Source organism: Rhodococcus sp. IEGM1428, assembly GCF_050321865.1.
GTDB lineage: Bacteria > Actinomycetota > Actinomycetes > Mycobacteriales > Mycobacteriaceae > Rhodococcoides.
In genome coordinates this window covers 24,389-40,987 of record NZ_JBNQFW010000002.1, presented here as the reverse complement: position 1 = coordinate 40,987, position 16,599 = coordinate 24,389, and the positions used below count along the sequence as shown (strand labels likewise).

Genomic DNA, 16,599 nt, shown 5'->3' with positions numbered 1-16,599 from the left:
TTCGTCGATTCTCATACCGAACATGTGCTGTCGACATGTCCCGCGCTCGGTCGATGACATCGGCCCAATATCTGTGCGACAGTATTCGCAAACACTTTCGAGAGAGGCCGGTAGTCGATGCCACCCCGTGGGCGCGCCGTGAACGATTCGTTGACCCCAGAGAATCTGACGACGCTGGCTGCGGCGCTCGCCGAGGGGCGTCGGGCCACCGTCTATCTTCGTGAACCGAACCCGAGCCTCGGACTGTCCGACGGAACGTCGGCGAAGGTGATCTCGATCGACGGCACCACGGTCACTATCAGTCCGAAGGGTGTCAACGACGAATTGCCTTACGAGGCAGAGGAACTACGTATCACTCGCAACGCGGCAACCCCGCCTGCGCCGGCCAAGCGCGTACCTGCGAAGAAAGTGGCGCCGCCGGTGTCCGCCGCCCCGGCTCGGACGGAAGCAGTCGCAGCAAAGCCGACAACAGCTCCGGCACCTGCCAAGGCCGTGGTGGAACAACCCAAGGCAATGGTGGAGCAACCCAAGGCTGTAGTGGCACCACCCAGGGCGCAGCCGCAACAGCAGGCTCCCCGTCGGGGCAAGAAGGCTCCAGGCGGGGTCAGCGTCACTATTCATGCCGGGGCGGACAACGATTGGTCGGTCACGGTCACCCAGGGGGCGAAGCGCCCCACCAAGGCGCAACCGGTGAGTCCGGAGTCGGTCAGCAGGGCCGTGCGAGAGTTGGGCGATCCCATCGCACGCGACGCAGTCGAGGCCGTCATCTCCCACGCGCGCGAGGAAGCTGCTCGCCGCGTCGCAGAACTGAGCCGCCAACTGGAGGAAGCGCGCACCACCCTTGCTGCCCTCGAGCAGGACGTATGAACCACTCACTCGTGTTCGTACACGTGTTGTTGCTAGGGTTCTGCCGACACCGCTGAGAGGGAGTACATGTTCAAGAAATTCATGCTCGTCGTCGTGGGGGCGGCTGCAATCGTAGCCAGCGTCGGCGTGGGGTCCGCATCCGCGGCCGCTCCAGCTGCTCTCGGCGGCGGCTCGGGAATCATCGTCGGAGGTCAGGCCGAGTGCACGCTGACGACGATCGGTAACGACCGTAGCGGAAATCTCGTGGGCTTCACCGCCGGCCACTGCGGCCGCGCAGGCGATTCCATCGTCCCGGAATACGACACCTCCCTCGGCGAGGTCGGTCGCATCGCATTCTCCAACCCGGAGTACGACTACGCCGTCATCGAATTCCAGCGCGACAAGGTTGCACCGATCAGCCGCGTGGGCAATGTGACCATCTCTCAGGTCGGCCCACCGACGGCGTTCCCGAACATCGTCTGCAAGGAAGGCCGTACCACCGGCAACACCTGCGGCCTCGCGTACGGAGACATCCTGCAGTCGCAGGAGACCTGGGCGCAGCTGTGCGTCGTCGAAGGTGACTCGGGTAGCCCGGTCGTCGTCGGCAACACCCTCGTGGGCATGGTCAACGCCTACCTGGGCGTCGCGTGCTTCGGTCCCGAGGTCGGCACCAACTTCGATGCGATCCTTCGTAACGTCGATCAGGGCAACGGACTCGGCGCAGGATTCGTTCCGGCTCCCTGACAGTCCACAGTTCGTACCGAATGTCCCGCTCGAGCAATCCGTTGCTCGAGGCGGGACATTCGTCGTTTCGGAGGTCCCGGAGTTGTCAGCGGGCGCGCGCGGACGAGTCGGATGCCCGCACATCGGCGACGATTCGTTCCGCATCCTCCGGGGCGATCCCCAGCAGAACAAGGCTCGACGTCGTGGCGGCCCCTGCCGGGTCGGTGAGCAGTCCGGCGTTGGTGGCATCGAGGATGGACAGCGCAATCGCCTCGATGTTGAGGATGAGTACCTCCGCGGCTTGATACGAGGAGAACACGCCCTCCCGCTGACCGCGCCGGATGACGGCGGCGGCCGCTTCTCGCATAGGACCGAGAAGATTGTGAATACCGTTGTGGCCGAGATCTGTTCGCGCAACAGCGAGAAGTAGACGGTACTGGTCGCCGACGCGAGTGAGAGCCAGCGTCTGCCGGACGAAGACCGTCACGGCCGATTCGTCGGCGGCGGGAACGCGGCCGAGAGCCGCCGAGATGCTGTCGGCCGCCTCCAGGGCGATGCCGTCGATCAGCGCTTCGCGAGAGGCGAAGTGGGCGTATACGGTTCGCCGAACCACCCCTGCCGCGGCTGCGACGTCGTTGATGGTCGCATCCGGATTGTCCGCCAACACACGTTGTGCGACATCGAGAATTCTCGCTCGGTTCGACCGGGCGTCACGGCGCTGCACGGGCGGCGCTGCGGCATCCCGTGCAGTCGATCTCGACTCCGTCGTCTTTCGCACAGGTCAACAACTAGCACGATCGTGTGCGGAGAGTGTGGCTGCCGCCACAAAAGATTGCCGATCCTAGACGATTCTTCTTAAGCTGCACAGCACTGTGCAAGGTGTGTCGGCACTTTGCCAACGGGGGGGAACACAATGACGTTGCTTGCGATGACGCCTGTCCAAGATATGCACAAACCGTATTCACGACGCTGGTCGGCTTTGGTGGTCCTGTGCCTGAGTCTGCTGATCGTGGTCATGGCCAACACGTCCCTGCTGGTCGCGGCACCGTCGATGACTCTCGACCTGAGTCTGACGAGCAGCGACCTGCAGTGGGTGATCGACGGCTACACCGTCCCCTACGCATCACTGATGCTGCTGTGCGGCGTGATCGGCGATCGCTACAGCCGTCGTGGGGCACTGATTCTCGGCTTGATCATCTTCGTGGCGGGTTCGATCGCCGGGGCACTCACCGACGCCACCGTCGGAGTCATCCTGGCGCGCATCGTCATGGGAGTCGCCGCGGCGATCGTCATGCCCGCAACGCTGTCGCTGCTGGTCGCCACGTTCCCGAAGCGGGAGCGCGCCACCGCCGTCACCGTATGGGCGGCTACCTCCGGACTCGCCATCGCAGCCGGACCACTGCTTGCGGGTTGGCTCCTCGAGAGCTTCACCTGGCATTCGACTTTCCTGATCAACGTTCCTATTGCGTTGGCGGCCATCGTCGGAGCCGTCGTTCTGGTTCCGCCGTCGCGGGCCGTCGACCCCGGCGCGATCGACTGGGTCGGTGGATTGCTGTCGGTCCTGGCCGTGTCGACCGTCGTGTACGCCATCATCGAAGGAATGCATTTCGGCTGGACCGTCGGGCCGTTGTACTTCGCGCTCGTCGGCCTGCTGTCGATCGTGGGCTTCGTGGGATGGGAACTGCGCCATCCCAATCCGCTGCTCGACGTCCGAATGTTCTCCTCCCGCATCCTCAGTGGCGCGACCCTCGCGGTGCTGGTGTTCTTCCTGGTCACGTTCGGTGCGATCTATTTCGTCGCCCAGTACCTCCAGTTCGCCCTCGGGTACGGCCCGGTGTCCACGGGCGTGCACCTCTTGCCGTTGGCCGGCGCTGTCTTCGTCGGATCCGGAATCACGATGTGGCTCACACCCAAGCTCGGACCACGCATCACCGTGACCGCGGGCATGGTCGTGGGAACGCTGTCGGTCGTCTCGTTGATCGGAATCGACCCGACCGCAACGTACTCCGACTTCCTGCCCGTGCTGACGCTGCTCGGTCTCGCGATCGGCTTGTCCGTCTCGCCGTGCACCGATGCCATCATGGGCGAGTTTCCGGACAGCAAGCTCGGTGTGGGCGGCGGACTCAACGACACAGCGCTCGAACTCGGCGGCTCGCTCGGAATCGCCGTGCTCGGTTCGGTGCTCGCCGCGTCCTATCGGCAGGGAATCGAAGGCTTTCTGCAAACCTTCCCCGGTAAGCAACCGAACGGCCAGTACACCGGGCAGGCAGCGGAAGGGCTTGCTGCGTCCCAGGATTCGCTTGCCGGTGCAGTGATCGTGTCCGACATCATTCGCGCCCAGAATGCGTTTCTCAGTGGATTCGCAGACAACTTGCAGGCCAATGCCGTCGCCGCGTTCGGCGATGCGGTGACGCACACCAGCCTGGTTGCCGCCGTGGTGTTCGGCGTCGGCACGGTGATCGTGGCGCTGCTGATCCCCTCGCGGAGCGCAGCACTGGCGACGTCGTCGGAGAGGATCCCGTTCGAGCCGATAGTGCCCTTCGTCGTTCCGCCTGCCAAGGATGGAGCCGCCGACCGCGAGGTAGCCGAACTCGAGCAGCTACTGGAACGGCCGTCGGCCGCAAAAATCGAAAAGCCGAGTGCGCGGCACGCACTACGTGCCGCCGAGGAAGACACACCGAAAGTCGTGCCGAAGGTCGTGCCGAAGACTGTGCCGACGCGCACCGTGGCCGAGCCGGCTCTGGTGGACGCAGAACTCGAACGCCCCAGCATCTACCAGCTGGCCTCGAAGGTGTACGAACTCGACGCATCCGTTGCCCGACAGGCCCGCGTGGACGCCAAGTCCGGTGAGCGGGTGACGATTCACCAGCTCGCGTTGTCGAACCTGGCGCGCACCCGACGCGTCGAGGCAGAGGAAGCCCTCGACGCTGCACTCGAATTCAGCGATCTTCCGGTTGCGCCCGCTACGGAGCCGGTGCAACCCGCTGCTCCGCTGCAGACCTTCTACCAGAGGGCGAGCAAGCAACACGCGAACTGCACCGAATTCAAGGAACGCTCGAGCTCCATGTGGGCAATGCCGCTGTAGCTCTCCTTGCCCCCACCCGCCCACCCCGCTCGCGTGAATGGACCATTGCATCGCCGAGACGTGTGCAGTGGTTCATTCACGCGCGGGGCATCGCTGCGTGAATGAACCCTTGCACGTCTCAGACGTATGCAGTGGTCCATTGACGCGGCGGGGAAGGGGCGGCGGGGGAAGGGGCGGCGGGGAGAGGGGGGTGAGTGCTAGATCAGCACCGCACCGTTCGAGGCCGATCCCACCAGCTTCGAGTACTTCGCCAGCACTCCGCGGGTGTAGCGCGGCGGCAGCGGAGCCCAACCCTGTGCGCGGGAGTCCAGTTCGGCTGCATCGACCAGGAGGTCGAGGGTGCCCTTGCCGACGTCGAGTCGGATTTGGTCACCGTCGCGGACGAAGGCGATGGGACCGCCGTCGACTGCCTCGGGGGCAACGTGTCCGACGCACAGGCCCGTGGTGCCGCCGGAGAACCGTCCGTCGGTGAGCAACAGGACATCCTTGCCGAGGCCCGCGCCCTTGATCGCTCCGGTGATCGCGAGCATCTCACGCATTCCCGGCCCGCCCTTGGGGCCCTCGTAGCGGATGACGACGACGTCGCCGGCGGTGATGGTTCCGTTCTCCAGAGCATCCATTGCCGCGCGCTCGCGCTCGAAAACTCGTGCGGTACCGACGAATACGTCGGAGTCGAAGCCTGCGGACTTGACGACGGCCCCGCCCGGAGCAAGTGAGCCCTCGAGAATGGTGATGCCGCCTGTCGGGTGGATCGGCTTGTCGAGTGCGCGCAGCACCTTGCCGTCGGGATCGGGCGGTGCGATGTGAGCGAGGTTCTGCGCCACGGTCTTTCCGGTGACCGTCATGCAGTCGCCGTGCATCAGGCCGGCGTCGAGCAGAGCCTTCATCACGACGGGTACTCCGCCGATGGCGTCGACATCGGTCATGACGTGCTTGCCGAACGGTTTGACGTCCGCGAGGTGGGGAACCTTCGCGCCGACGCGGGTGAAGTCGGCGAGGGTCAGCTCGACCTGCGCTTCGTGGGCGATGGCGAGGAGATGCAGGACGGCATTGGTGGAGCCACCGAAGGCCATGACGACGGCGATGGCGTTCTCGAAGGCTTCCTTGGTGAGGATGTCGCTGGTGCGGATGCCGCGTCGGAGAAGGTCGACGACGGCCTCGCCGCTGGCGTGTGCGAATCCGTCGCGTCGACGGTCCGGTGCGGGCGGTGATGCGCTGCCGGGCAACGACATTCCCATGGCCTCGGCTGCGCTGGCCATCGTGTTGGCGGTGTACATTCCGCCGCAGGCACCTTCACCGGGGCAGATGGCGCGTTCGATGGTGTCGACGTCGGCCCGCGACATCAGTCCGCGTGAACAGGCGCCGACGGCCTCGAATGCGTCGATGATCGTCACCTGGTGCTCGCTGCCGTCGGACAGGGTGGCGAAGCCGGGCAATGTGGAACCGGCGTAGAGGAACACGCTCGCCAGGTCCAGACGTGCTGCGGCCATGAGCATTCCGGGCAGAGACTTGTCGCACCCGGCGAGCAGGACCGAGCCGTCGAGGCGCTCGGCGCTGATGACGGTTTCGACGCTGTCGGCGATGACCTCACGGGAGACCAGCGAGAAGTGCATGCCCTCGTGGCCCATCGAGATGCCGTCGGACACCGAGATGGTGCCGAATTCCAACGGATACCCGCCGGCGGCGTGGACGCCCTTCTTGACCTCTTTGGCCAGCCGCTCGAGCGAGAGGTTGCACGGGGTGATCTCGTTCCACGACGATGCGACACCGATCTGGGACTTGACCCAGTCGTCGTCGCCCATGCCGACGGCGCGGAGCATGCCGCGCGCTGCCGTCTTCTCCAGTCCATCGGTGACGTCGCGACTACGCGGTTTGACGTCGATGTCGGGGGATTGCTTTTCCGGGGGATTCTGCGGGGTCGTCATGACACTCCTGAGCGGTCGGCGGACGCGCGTCCTCAGGTTCCGCTCCTGAGTCGCATTCGTCGTCAACACTAAACCCGCTGTTTCCGCGCGTTCGCCGGGGAGACGGATCACCGTCACCGTCCGTGTGGACACCCCTCGGGTACGACCCCCGTCCGGGCTACGAGCGGCGAGTCGGTGGCGCCGGCGCGAACCGGTGTCGCTCCATGAAATCGGCCACAGCGTTCAGCGCACGGTCGGCGTCGTCGAGCAGAGCGGCGAAGCCCTGGAAGACGTGTGGTACCTCCGGCCAGACCTGAAGGTCCACCTCGACGTTCCGATCGGCCGCACGGGCTGCCAACCGGATAGCGTCGTCGAGCAAGATCTCGTGCGAGCCGACTTGGATCAGCAGTGGTGGCAAACCGGTGAGGTCGGCATTGATGGGACTGGCGAGCGGTGTGTCCACGTCGTTGTGGCCGAGGTAGTCGCGGGCACGCGTGCGCAGAGCCTCGGGGGTGAGCGCGGGGTCGAGGTCGGCTTTGGTGGTGGCGCTGGTGCCCGACACAGTCAGATCGACCCAGGGCGAGAAGACCGCGGCGCAGCAGGGTTGCGGTAGATCATGGGCGCGGAGTGCGGCGAGCAGCGTGATCGCCAGGCCACCTCCGGCGGATTCGCCCACGACTGCAATGCTTTCGCTGGACGTGCCCTGTTCGAGTAGGGCCCGGTAGACGGCCAGTGCGTCGTCGAGGGCCGCGGGGAATGGATGTTCGGGTGCAAGGCGGTAGTCGACCGAGATGACACGCGCACCGACTCGTCGAGAGACATCGTTGGCCAGCCCGACCGAGTCCGCCGCCGATCCGAGCGCGTATGCGCCGCCGTGCAGGTACAGCACCGCTCGGGACGGGTCGGTTCCAGGGGTGTCGACGAGAACGACAGGCACTCCGCCGAGTTCGGCCTCGACGGTCGACACATCACTGGGCAGGGGCACTGCCGAAATCATGTCGTGGAAGATCACGCGTTGCTCGGCGACGTCTCCTCCGACGTCGAGTGGGCCGTGGCGCAGCAGTCCGTCCAGTTCTGTGCGTTGCTGCTGGGTCATTGCTTCTCCGGCGGCAGCAACTCGGTGCGGAAACTCGGAGCCAATGTCTGCGACTTCGCGATGAAAGCTTGTGTAGCGGCCGCGTCGAGCGGAACCGGAGCCTCGGTGCGGCTCGCAACGGCCTGGCCGACCAGAGTGAAGAACTCGTCCTGCCCTGCAGGGGAACACATGCACAGCAGCCGCGCGGCTCGATCGGAGCCGTTGACGAACGAGTGCGGGGCATTGGCAGGGATGTTTATCGTCACCCCGACTCCTGCGGTGATCTTCTCACCGCGAAACGTCACCTCGACCTCGCCGTCGAGGACCGTGAACATCTCCTCGAAATCGTGTCTGTGCGGCGGCGGTCCACCGCCAGGCGGAACGTGCATGTCGATCAGGGTGTATCTGCCATCGGTGTCGGCACCACTGACCAAGATCGTGTACGTGTCACCGACCAATCCGATATGGGGCAGTTGTGCGTCATCGGCCTGCGCGACGGTGAGCATGCGAGACGGATCGTCGTCCGGAATCGCGGTGGGTGCTGATTGCCTGGACATCGGGGTCTCCTCGAGTATCTTAAACGGAAGAATTCGTCCGATTATGAATGTAGCCCAGACGGACTGCGTTGGAAAGCGATGTACGACGCAATGCCAGGAAAGAAAACTCCACCTCCACGCGACCGGCGGAGCGATGCGCTACGCAACCGACAGGAACTGATCCGCGCGGCAACGGCAGCGTTCCACCGCGATGGCCTGCAGGTGCCCATGAGCACGATCGCCGCCGACGCGGGCGTCGGAGTCGGGACCCTCTACCGACATTTTGCGACCCGCGAAGATCTGCTCGCCTACCTCACACACCGATCTTTCGAGCAGGTGCTCGCCAATGTCCGAAGCGCCGAAGTCGACGGCATCGAGCCCATCGACAGTCTCCGCCGGTTCGTCGACGCCGCGATAACTCAACGAAACGATCTCGTTCTGCCACTGCACGGCGGACCGTCGATCACCTCCGCGGCCACATCGGAGGTACGTCGACAGGTCCACGACACCCTCCGCCGAATCATCGATCGTGGCATCGACGCGGGCGTGCTACGTCCGGACACGACTCCGAAGGACGTAGTGATTCTCGGCTCGATGCTGGCCCAACCACGCCGAGCCGACCCCGACTGGGACAGGACCTGCCACCGTCTTCTGGAGGCGTACCTGCGAGGTATTCGCCAGGATCGGCCTGCACCCAACTCCCTGACCGGAATGCCCTCCATCAAGTGACGAATGGCCCTGTCGAGCACGGCGAGCTCGGGGCGACAGTGGGTGCAGCCACCGCGTCGGGGTGGGAGGCCGAGGAGAGTCGATGAACGATCAGCCGGATACGGCCGTGGTGGAGATGCTGGTGGAGCTCGCGTGTCGGGCACCGTCGGTGCACAACAGTCAGCCATGGCGGTGGACATACTCCGCACGCGGACTCGATCTGTACACCGACAGCTCGCGGTTGCTGGGGGTGATAGACCCGACCGAGCGACAGTTGGTGTTGAGCTGCGGGGCAGCGTTGGACCACCTCGAGAAGGCTGCCGCGGCGTTCAGGTGGACGACCGAGATCGATCTGCTGCCCACACCGGGTGCGCCCGATCATCTCGCGCACGTTCGCTTCGTGCACGACGCGCATCCTCGCTCGCACGAGTTCGATCTGTTGGCTGCGATCAACCGCCGCCACTCGGATCGGCGGGCGTTCGGACCGGTGCCGAGCAATCGTATTCTGACGCGGTACCTCCGTCAGGCGCACCACGGCACGGAGATGACCGTCCTGTCGGCAGAGTCCAAACAGACGTTGGCGAAGGCCTCGACACTGAGTGCGAGCGTACGAAAGTACGACGCGACCTATCAGGCAGAGATCAGATGGTGGGCCGGGCACTCGTTCCGCTCGGGAGGAATTCCGCCGGAGGCGCTGACGAACCGGGCCGAAGCGTCGAGGGTGCAGGTAGGGAGACAATTTCCCGAACCGCATCGGGTCTCCAGAACGGTCACAACCGAGCCGGTCGAGGACGAGTCCACGGTGGTGTTGCTCGGCACGGCATCGGACGAACGCCTCTATTTGTTGCAGTGCGGCCGAGCCATGTCCGCATTCCTGTTGGCAGCGACCGCGGACGGGCTCGCGACATGCCCCCTGACGCATCTGACGGAACAGTCGGGAAGCAGGCACTTGGTCGAGTCCCTGGCCCCGCGAAACGGTCTGGCGCAGGTACTGATTCGAGTCGGCACCCCCATGATCGGCTCGCCGCCACCCCGAACCCCTCGACACGCCGTGGCGTCGGTGCTGTCTGCGCCCGCCCGCACACCGAACAGGAGACGATCGTGATTCTTGCAGCTCATCAGAAAATCGTTGTGGGCGTGGATGGTTCGCCCAACAGTGTCAGCGCTGCTCTGTGGGCGGCGGCCATCGCGGAGAGATTGGGTTCTCCGATGCACATCGCCGGTGCCGTGCAGCAGCCCGCGTTCTACCTGGGCGAGTCCGCATCGGTGATACCGAGGGACGTGTGGGACGAGCAGCGCCGGGCGGCCGAACGCGTCGTCACAGACGTTGCTGCCGCTGTGCTGGCCCGGCATCCGAACAATGCAGTGACCACCTCGGTGGAGGAGACGTCCGCATGCGCGATGATGGTCGAACTCTCTCGTACCGCGCGCATGCTCGTCGTCGGCAATTCCGGTTCGGGTCCGATCGTGTCGGCACTGTTCGGGAGTACGACGCAAGAGATCTCGAACGCGGCCCAGTGCCCGGTGATCGTGTGGCGGGAGGGCGCAGACGTCGTCGATGCACCGATTCTCGTCGGTATCGACGGCAGCGCGACCAGTGAGGTGGCCGTCGGGCAAGCCTTCGATCTGGCCTCGCTGTTCGGCGTGTCGATGATCGCCGCGCTTGCCTGGAACTCGTTGTCGCAGGGGGCGGCGCTCTCTCTACCCGGATCACCCCACAGTGCCGAGATCGAGCGTGAACAGCGGATGCTGATGTCCGAATGTCTGGCCGGGTGGGCCGAGAAATATCCGGATGTCAGCGTCGAACATATTGTGCAACAGGGAAACCCAGCGCATCTGTTGGTCGACCTGTCCAAACGGGCCGGTCTCGTGGTGGTCGGCAGTCACGGTCGGGGAGTGGTGGCCCGGGCACTGTTCGGGTCGACCAGTAGCAACCTCACCCGGCACGCCCACTGCCCGGTGATGATCTGCAGAGACCGATGACGAACCGCACCGTACCGAACAGCATGCACAGCGGCGAGCGTCGACGAATTCTCGATTCGGCCACTGCACATCGGCTCGCGAGGCAAGCAACAGTGGCACGACTGATCGGCCACGACCACTTCGGGCCCACCATCGACATCGTGTCCATCGTCTGGATCGGAACTCGGGTGTACTTCTACGCCGATGGGCGGTCGCGATTGGGACGCAGTGTGCTCGATTCCGCGGTCGTCCTTGAAGTCGACGCCGAGGATGGCGCTCGTACGACCGACTCGACTGTAGTGATTCACGGGATTGCCCGTGCGGTCGTGGGTGTGCGACTCGAAGTCCTCGAAGATCTACTGCCGCGACCACATTCGGACGGTCCGCCGATGCACAGACTCGTCGAAGTGAGCCCGATATCGGTTTCGGGGGTCGAACTGGCGCACTGCCCGATATGTGTCTGTCGCCTTGCGCCGGACACAGCCACGACCGTAGGCATCGAGACAGGAAAACGACATGAGTAATTCCACCGCCCGAACGCTTCCCATCCTCGTGGGTATCGACGGCTCGGCCGAGGCCGAGGCTGCAGCTCGATGGGCTGCGACGTATGCAGACAAGGTCCACGCGACCGTACGGCTCGTTCACGCTGTGCCAGCGGGGGACTGGTATGGGTCGGCGGAATTCGTCGACGGCGGCGCACTGGAGAGAGATCTTCGAGCCATGGGCCGCAAACAATTGGCCAGGGCGGAGGGAGCGATTCACGACGTCGCACCCACGGTCGACGTGGAAACCGTCAATATGGACGGCACCATAGCGTCGTACGTGGCCGACGCCGGCGCAGAGATGGTCGTGCTGGGATCGCGGAAGTCGAGCGCGATCCGCGATCTGACTCTCGGTAGCAACTCGCTGCGTGTCGTGACACACGCGCACTGCCCGGTATTGCTGTTCCGTCGAGAGAGCAAGAGGGCCGAAGCAGGCCGTCCGATCGTGGTCGGGATCGACGGCAGTGAGCAGTCCGATCGAGCACTCGGCATCGCGCTCGAGATGGCCGACAACATGGGCGCGCCGGTGGTCGCGGTCAACTACTGGGGGTTCGCGGCCCAGCCGAGTCCGGGAACGGGATTCGAGGGTGTCGACTGGGTGCGCGTTGGTGAACGCGAAAAGCTCTGGCTGGAAGGGCATGTGGAGAAGATGCACGAGAAGTACCCGGAGGTGACGCTGACGACCGTGAGCGCTCAATCGAGCCCGACACGAGGTCTGCGTGCGATGTCGGCGTCCGCGTCGATGCTCGTGGTGGGTTCTCGGGGTCGAGGTGTCCTCCGCGGTGCAATTCTCGGATCGGTCAGCCAAAATCTCGTGCACCACGCGGACTGCTCGGTGCTGATCGTCCGTTGAGTCACGCGCCCTGGCGCGGTGCCATCGGTGGTGATGCCATGTCGCAGTGCGGTGGGCAGTTCGACGTGTCGCCGGTACCGCGGATCAGTACCGCGGCGATGACGGCACCGATCACCAACAGTCCGGCACACAGGAGCATCGCTGTGTGGAAGCCGGCCGAGAACACCTCCGGCGCAGAGTAATCGGAGCCGGCGATGCCCGCGAGGGCAGGTAGGGCAGCCACAGCCAGAAGTTGGCTGGTGCGGGCAACGGCGTTGTTGACCCCCGACGCGATGCCGGCTCGGTCGGTGGACACCGCACCGAGTACGGCCGCGGTCAGCGGGGCGACGAGCGCGGACAAACCGAGTCCGAACACGACGACCGCAGGCAGAATGTCTGTGACATAACTGGATCCAGGACCGATGCGCAGCATCAGCAGCAACCCGAGAGCCGACAGCAGCGGCCCGACCGTCATCGGAATTCGTGGTCCGATGCGCCCGGCCACTCGGCCCGCGCGGGCAGACAGTACGAGCATCAGGGCTGTGATCGGCAGCGTCGACACTCCGGCCGCGATGGGCGAGTAGCCCACGGCGAACTGCAACTGCAACACCAGTAGGAAGAACACTCCACCCAGGGCCGCGTAGACGGCGAAGGTAACGAGGTTGGCCGCCAAGAACACTCGGGAAGCAAACAGTGATGGTGGCACCAATGGATCGTGAGAGCGGCGCTCGATCACCACGAACACTCCGACCGCGACAACCCCGAGTACCAACGCCACGGTGTGCGACTCGATCAACCCGTACGTGAGCAGACCCAATGCGGCCGCGACCGTCACCGCGCCTGGCACGTCGAGGCGACCGGAAGCGTGCGGATCTCGGCTCTCCGGAACATGTTTCGCGGCCACCGACACGACCACGACAGCGAGTGGGATGTTGATCAGGAACACCGCACGCCAGCCGACGGCGTCGACCAACCAGCCGCCGAGCAGTGGACCGATGGCCGACGCGACGCCGCCCAGGCCCGACCAGAGCCCGATCGCCGCGCCCCGATCCTCGGCCTTGATGGACGCCGAGATCAGTGCCAGCGAACCGGGAGTGAGCAACGCCGCTCCCACGCCCTGCAGCAGCCGAGCCGCGATCAGCACCTCGATGTTGGGAGCGAGGCCGCACAGTACCGACGCGGCCGCGAACCAGACTGTGCCCCAGATGAACACCCGTCTGCGCCCGAGCCGGTCACCGAGGGAGCCGCCGAGCAGAATCAGCGAGGCCAGCGCGAGGGTGTAGCCGCTCAGAGTCCATTGCAGACCGGTGACGCCTGCACCGAGGTCGCGGCCGATCGCGGGCAACGCGATATTGACCACGGTGGCGTCGAGCATCGCCAGAGCCGAGCCGAGCACGGTGGTCGCAACGATCCACCGCCCCCTGGCGCTGGAGAGTGCGATGCCCTCCGCGGTCACAAGCGTTCTACACAGACGACGAAGTTGCGGGTGTCTTTCTCGTATCCGTAGAGAGCCGGGTCGGGGCAATCGTCGACCGAGGAGGTGCCCTGCAGGATCGTCACGACGCGGCGAGTGTCGGCACCGGGAGTGGCGCAGTCGACGCGCTGGGCGAACTCACCGACGATGTCCATGCATCCGCCGACGACCCAGTCGATGTCGAGGCACAGGGCTCCCTGCTCGATGTCGAAGTAGGTCTCGTAGTAGTACTGATCGGCGTCCGCGGGACATTCGGCCGATGTGGGCGTCTTGGCGAAGACGACGTAGTTGGACTCCGGCGATCCGCAGGCCGCATTGGCGATCGTGGCCTCGTCGACCGTTCCGCCGAGGTTCACACACTCGCCGATCTCCACATCGATGTCGACGCTGCCGCCGTCGTCGATGTCGGGGGTCGGGGCGCTCGTGGTGGTGCGAGGAGCACTCGTCGTGGTGGGCGCGATGGTGGCACCCGAGATGGCGACGGCGGTACCGGACACTTCCGAGGCGCACCCGGCCAGTATCAGGGCCGTGCACGCCGTCAGCGCGAGAACGAGAGCGCGGACCGAACGGTTGGATGACGCCATGGTGAGTCCTGCCCTCGTGAATTCAACCGTGCTGTGTGCATCGATCGTCTGTGTGTAGAAAATATCGGACTCGGTTGTCGGCCGCATGAGGCAGGATGATCTGCGTGGATCTTCCTCTTGCCGTGCCGGTCGCGCCGATGCTCGCCAAAGCAGCCAAAATGGTGCCCGCCCAGCCCGAGGACGGGCCACCGGTGTGGTCCTACGAGCCGAAATGGGACGGGTTTCGCGCCATCGTCTTCCGCGACGGTGACGAGGTGGTGCTCGGTTCACGCGGGGGCAAGGACCTGGCGCGATACTTCCCGGAGTTGGTCGAGGCGGTCAAGGCCGAGCTGCCGGAGAAGATCGTCGTCGACGGCGAAATCGTCGTTCCCCGGGAAAAGAACGGTTCCACGCGCCTGGATTGGGAGTCGTTGTCGGAGCGAATTCATCCCGCGGCGAGTCGGGTGACGATGCTCGCGGAGAAGACACCCTCGCAGTTCATCGGATTCGACCTGTTGGCCGTCGGCGACGAGGACCTCACGAGCGAGCCGTTCTCGACGCGGCGTGCGAGATTGCTCGACGCGGTCGGCACCGGCGGGCCGAGCTGCTTCGTCACCTCCGCCACCGATGATGCGGCGGTGGCCGAGGATTGGTTCGAGCGATTCGAAGGTGCAGGCCTCGACGGCGTGGTGGCCAAGAAGCTCGACGGGCTCTATCTGCCGAACAAGCGTGAGATGGTCAAGATCAAGCATGCCCGCACCGCGGACTGCGTGCTGATCGGTTATCGGATTCACAAGTCCGGCAACGGTATCGGTTCTCTACTGCTCGGTCTCTACGATGGCGACGACCTGCGGATGATCGGCGGCGCGTCGGCATTCACCGACAAGCGGCGGCTGGAGTTGCTCGAAGAACTAGAGCCACTGCGACTCGGTGACGACGTCACGTACGACGGGGAGGCGACCCGCTGGAATTCGTCGAACGATCGCAACTGGATTCCAGTGCGCATCGAGCGGGTCATCGAGGTGGCCTACGACCAGATGGAAGGTGCACGGCTACGGCATGTGGCGCGGTTCCTGCGCTGGCGTCCAGATCGCGAGCCGCGCTCGTGCGCCTACGACCAGCTCGAGGTTCCGGTGCGCTACGACGTCGCCGATGTGATTGCCGGGGGACGATAGGCATGGCCGCGAAGACACCACCGGCGTTCGTGCAGGTCGGCGAACGCGAAGTGCGAGTATCGAGCCCCGATCGCGTGATCTACGAGGCGACCGAGCACACTCCCGACATCACCAAACTGCAGGTGTGCGAGTACTTCGCCGCCGTCGGCGAGCCGTTGATGCGGGCAATCGGCGACCGCCCCACCGCTATGGAGCGATGGCCCGACGGCTATCGCGAGGGCATGCGATTGGCGCTCGGCCCCCAGGACAAGGAGGGCGACGGCTTTTATCAGAAGCGATTGCCCAAGGGCGCGCCCGAGTGGATCGAGACGGTGAAGATCGCGTTCCCCAGCAAGCGCACTGCCGAGGAGCTGTGTCCCTCCGAGCCGGCTGCGCTGGTGTGGGCGGCTCAGATGGGCACGCTGACCTTTCACCCGTGGCCGGTACGACGACCGGAGGTGGACCATCCCGACGAGTTGCGTCTCGATCTCGATCCGCAGCCGGGCACTACGTTCGCGGATGCCCTGCGGGTCGCCGACGTGACGCGAGAGCTGCTGGAAGAGTTGGGCTTACGCGGATATCCGAAGACGAGCGGTAATCGGGGGATTCACATCTACGTCCGCATCGAACCCGAGTACACCTTCGAGCAGGTGCGCCACGCGGCCATCGGACTGGGCCGAGAACTCGAACGTCGCGACGACGGGGTGACCACGAACTGGTGGAAAGAGGAACGCGGAGAACGCATCTTCATCGATTACAACCAGAACAACCGTGACCGGACGATCGCCAGCGCATGGAGTCTGCGGGCTCGACCGGGCGCACCCGTCAGTACTCCGATGACGTGGTCGCAGTTGGCCGACGTCACCGATCCGCGTGAATTCAACATCGTCACGGTGCCGGAACTGGTGCAGGACGGCGACCCGTGGGCCGATATGGATTCCCAGGCCTACTCGCTCGAACCCCTTCTCCACCTGTGGGAAACACTGCCGGGCGGAGAGCTGAACTTCCCACCCGACTATCCCAAGATGCCCGGCGAGCCGCCGCGAGTGCAGCCGTCGAAAAAGGTCGCCGAGCATTGGGATGCGGAGGGAAACCGCACCGAGAGCTGACGGAGCCGGGCGAGGTTGCACACTACGAAGCCGTATCGACGGGATCGGAGTCGACGCGGACGCGTTCGGTGCAACCTGGCCCACCC

General features: G+C 65.0%; 16 protein-coding genes. 10 read left to right on the top strand and 6 right to left on the bottom strand.

The features are described from left to right. Positions 1 to 117: 117 nt before the first annotated feature. The gene (locus ACQR3T_RS08650) at positions 118 to 867 is read left to right on the top strand and encodes a DUF6319 family protein (protein WP_428693127.1); all 750 of its coding nucleotides are present in this window, start codon (positions 118 to 120) and stop codon (positions 865 to 867) included. A 66-nt stretch (positions 868 to 933) separates the two neighbouring features. Then, positions 934 to 1,590: a hypothetical protein gene (locus ACQR3T_RS08645; RefSeq protein WP_032378540.1), complete on the top strand. Its 657-nt coding sequence runs from the start codon at positions 934 to 936 to the stop codon at positions 1,588 to 1,590. 85 nt (positions 1,591 to 1,675) lie between these two features. Here ACQR3T_RS08645 and ACQR3T_RS08640 read toward each other — a convergent pair whose 3' ends face one another. Beyond that, the gene (locus tag ACQR3T_RS08640; RefSeq protein WP_052064934.1) at positions 1,676 to 2,347 is read right to left on the bottom strand and encodes a TetR/AcrR family transcriptional regulator; all 672 of its coding nucleotides are present in this window, start codon (positions 2,345 to 2,347) and stop codon (positions 1,676 to 1,678) included. Between the two features lie 135 nt (positions 2,348 to 2,482). Between ACQR3T_RS08640 and ACQR3T_RS08635 the strand changes: the two genes are divergently transcribed. Next, the gene (locus ACQR3T_RS08635; protein WP_428693126.1) at positions 2,483 to 4,654 is read left to right on the top strand and encodes an MFS transporter; all 2,172 of its coding nucleotides are present in this window, start codon (positions 2,483 to 2,485) and stop codon (positions 4,652 to 4,654) included. 197 nt (positions 4,655 to 4,851) lie between these two features. Here ACQR3T_RS08635 and ilvD read toward each other — a convergent pair whose 3' ends face one another. From ilvD to ACQR3T_RS08620, 3 genes are all read right to left on the bottom strand, one after another. Next, positions 4,852 to 6,579: a dihydroxy-acid dehydratase gene (gene ilvD, locus ACQR3T_RS08630; RefSeq protein ID WP_037171477.1), complete on the bottom strand. Its 1,728-nt coding sequence runs from the start codon at positions 6,577 to 6,579 to the stop codon at positions 4,852 to 4,854. 157 nt (positions 6,580 to 6,736) lie between these two features. Next, positions 6,737 to 7,654 (bottom strand): alpha/beta hydrolase, encoded by a 918-nt coding sequence (locus ACQR3T_RS08625; RefSeq protein ID WP_428693125.1) that lies wholly within the window; start codon positions 7,652 to 7,654, stop codon positions 6,737 to 6,739. After that, complete coding sequence (locus ACQR3T_RS08620; RefSeq protein WP_428693123.1) at positions 7,651 to 8,190, bottom strand: cupin domain-containing protein; 540 nt, start codon at positions 8,188 to 8,190, stop codon at positions 7,651 to 7,653. Before ACQR3T_RS08620 ends, ACQR3T_RS08625 begins: the two co-directional genes overlap by 4 nt. A gap of 78 nt (positions 8,191 to 8,268) precedes the next feature. On the opposite strand from ACQR3T_RS08620, the gene ACQR3T_RS08615 reads away from it, so the two are divergent. The 5 genes from ACQR3T_RS08615 (at position 8,269) to ACQR3T_RS08595 (ending at position 12,234) form a co-directional block, all read left to right on the top strand. Then, positions 8,269 to 8,898, top strand: coding sequence for a TetR/AcrR family transcriptional regulator (locus ACQR3T_RS08615; protein ID WP_428693122.1), 630 nt, complete (start codon positions 8,269 to 8,271; stop codon positions 8,896 to 8,898). 82 nt (positions 8,899 to 8,980) lie between these two features. After that, positions 8,981 to 9,982 carry an Acg family FMN-binding oxidoreductase gene (locus ACQR3T_RS08610; RefSeq protein ID WP_428693121.1) on the top strand — a complete coding sequence of 334 codons (1,002 nt, stop codon included), beginning with the start codon at positions 8,981 to 8,983 and terminating at the stop codon, positions 9,980 to 9,982. Then, complete coding sequence (locus tag ACQR3T_RS08605; RefSeq protein WP_428693120.1) at positions 9,979 to 10,860, top strand: universal stress protein; 882 nt, start codon at positions 9,979 to 9,981, stop codon at positions 10,858 to 10,860. Before ACQR3T_RS08610 ends, ACQR3T_RS08605 begins: the two co-directional genes overlap by 4 nt. Beyond that, on the top strand, positions 10,857 to 11,363 hold the full coding sequence (locus ACQR3T_RS08600) for a hypothetical protein (protein ID WP_428693119.1): 507 nt from the start codon (positions 10,857 to 10,859) through the stop codon (positions 11,361 to 11,363). Before ACQR3T_RS08605 ends, ACQR3T_RS08600 begins: the two co-directional genes overlap by 4 nt. Further along, positions 11,356 to 12,234 carry a universal stress protein gene (locus tag ACQR3T_RS08595; RefSeq protein ID WP_428693118.1) on the top strand — a complete coding sequence of 293 codons (879 nt, stop codon included), beginning with the start codon at positions 11,356 to 11,358 and terminating at the stop codon, positions 12,232 to 12,234. Before ACQR3T_RS08600 ends, ACQR3T_RS08595 begins: the two co-directional genes overlap by 8 nt. A 1-nt stretch (position 12,235) precedes the next feature. Here ACQR3T_RS08595 and ACQR3T_RS08590 read toward each other — a convergent pair whose 3' ends face one another. Both ACQR3T_RS08590 and lppU read right to left on the bottom strand, forming a co-directional pair. Next, entirely contained in the window at positions 12,236 to 13,669 is a 1,434-nt protein-coding gene (locus ACQR3T_RS08590) for an MFS transporter (protein WP_428693117.1), read from the bottom strand. Continuing rightward, complete coding sequence (lppU, locus tag ACQR3T_RS08585; protein WP_032378331.1) at positions 13,666 to 14,271, bottom strand: LppU family putative lipoprotein; 606 nt, start codon at positions 14,269 to 14,271, stop codon at positions 13,666 to 13,668. The genes ACQR3T_RS08590 and lppU overlap by 4 nt, the downstream gene beginning before the upstream one ends. Before the next feature lie 104 nt (positions 14,272 to 14,375). Between lppU and ACQR3T_RS08580 the strand changes: the two genes are divergently transcribed. Together ACQR3T_RS08580 and ACQR3T_RS08575 are read left to right on the top strand one after the other, a co-directional pair. Next, the gene (locus tag ACQR3T_RS08580; RefSeq protein WP_428693116.1) at positions 14,376 to 15,425 is read left to right on the top strand and encodes an ATP-dependent DNA ligase; all 1,050 of its coding nucleotides are present in this window, start codon (positions 14,376 to 14,378) and stop codon (positions 15,423 to 15,425) included. Between the two features lie 2 nt (positions 15,426 to 15,427). Beyond that, the gene (locus ACQR3T_RS08575) at positions 15,428 to 16,513 is read left to right on the top strand and encodes a DNA polymerase domain-containing protein (RefSeq protein ID WP_428693115.1); all 1,086 of its coding nucleotides are present in this window, start codon (positions 15,428 to 15,430) and stop codon (positions 16,511 to 16,513) included. Positions 16,514 to 16,599 lie beyond the last annotated feature (86 nt).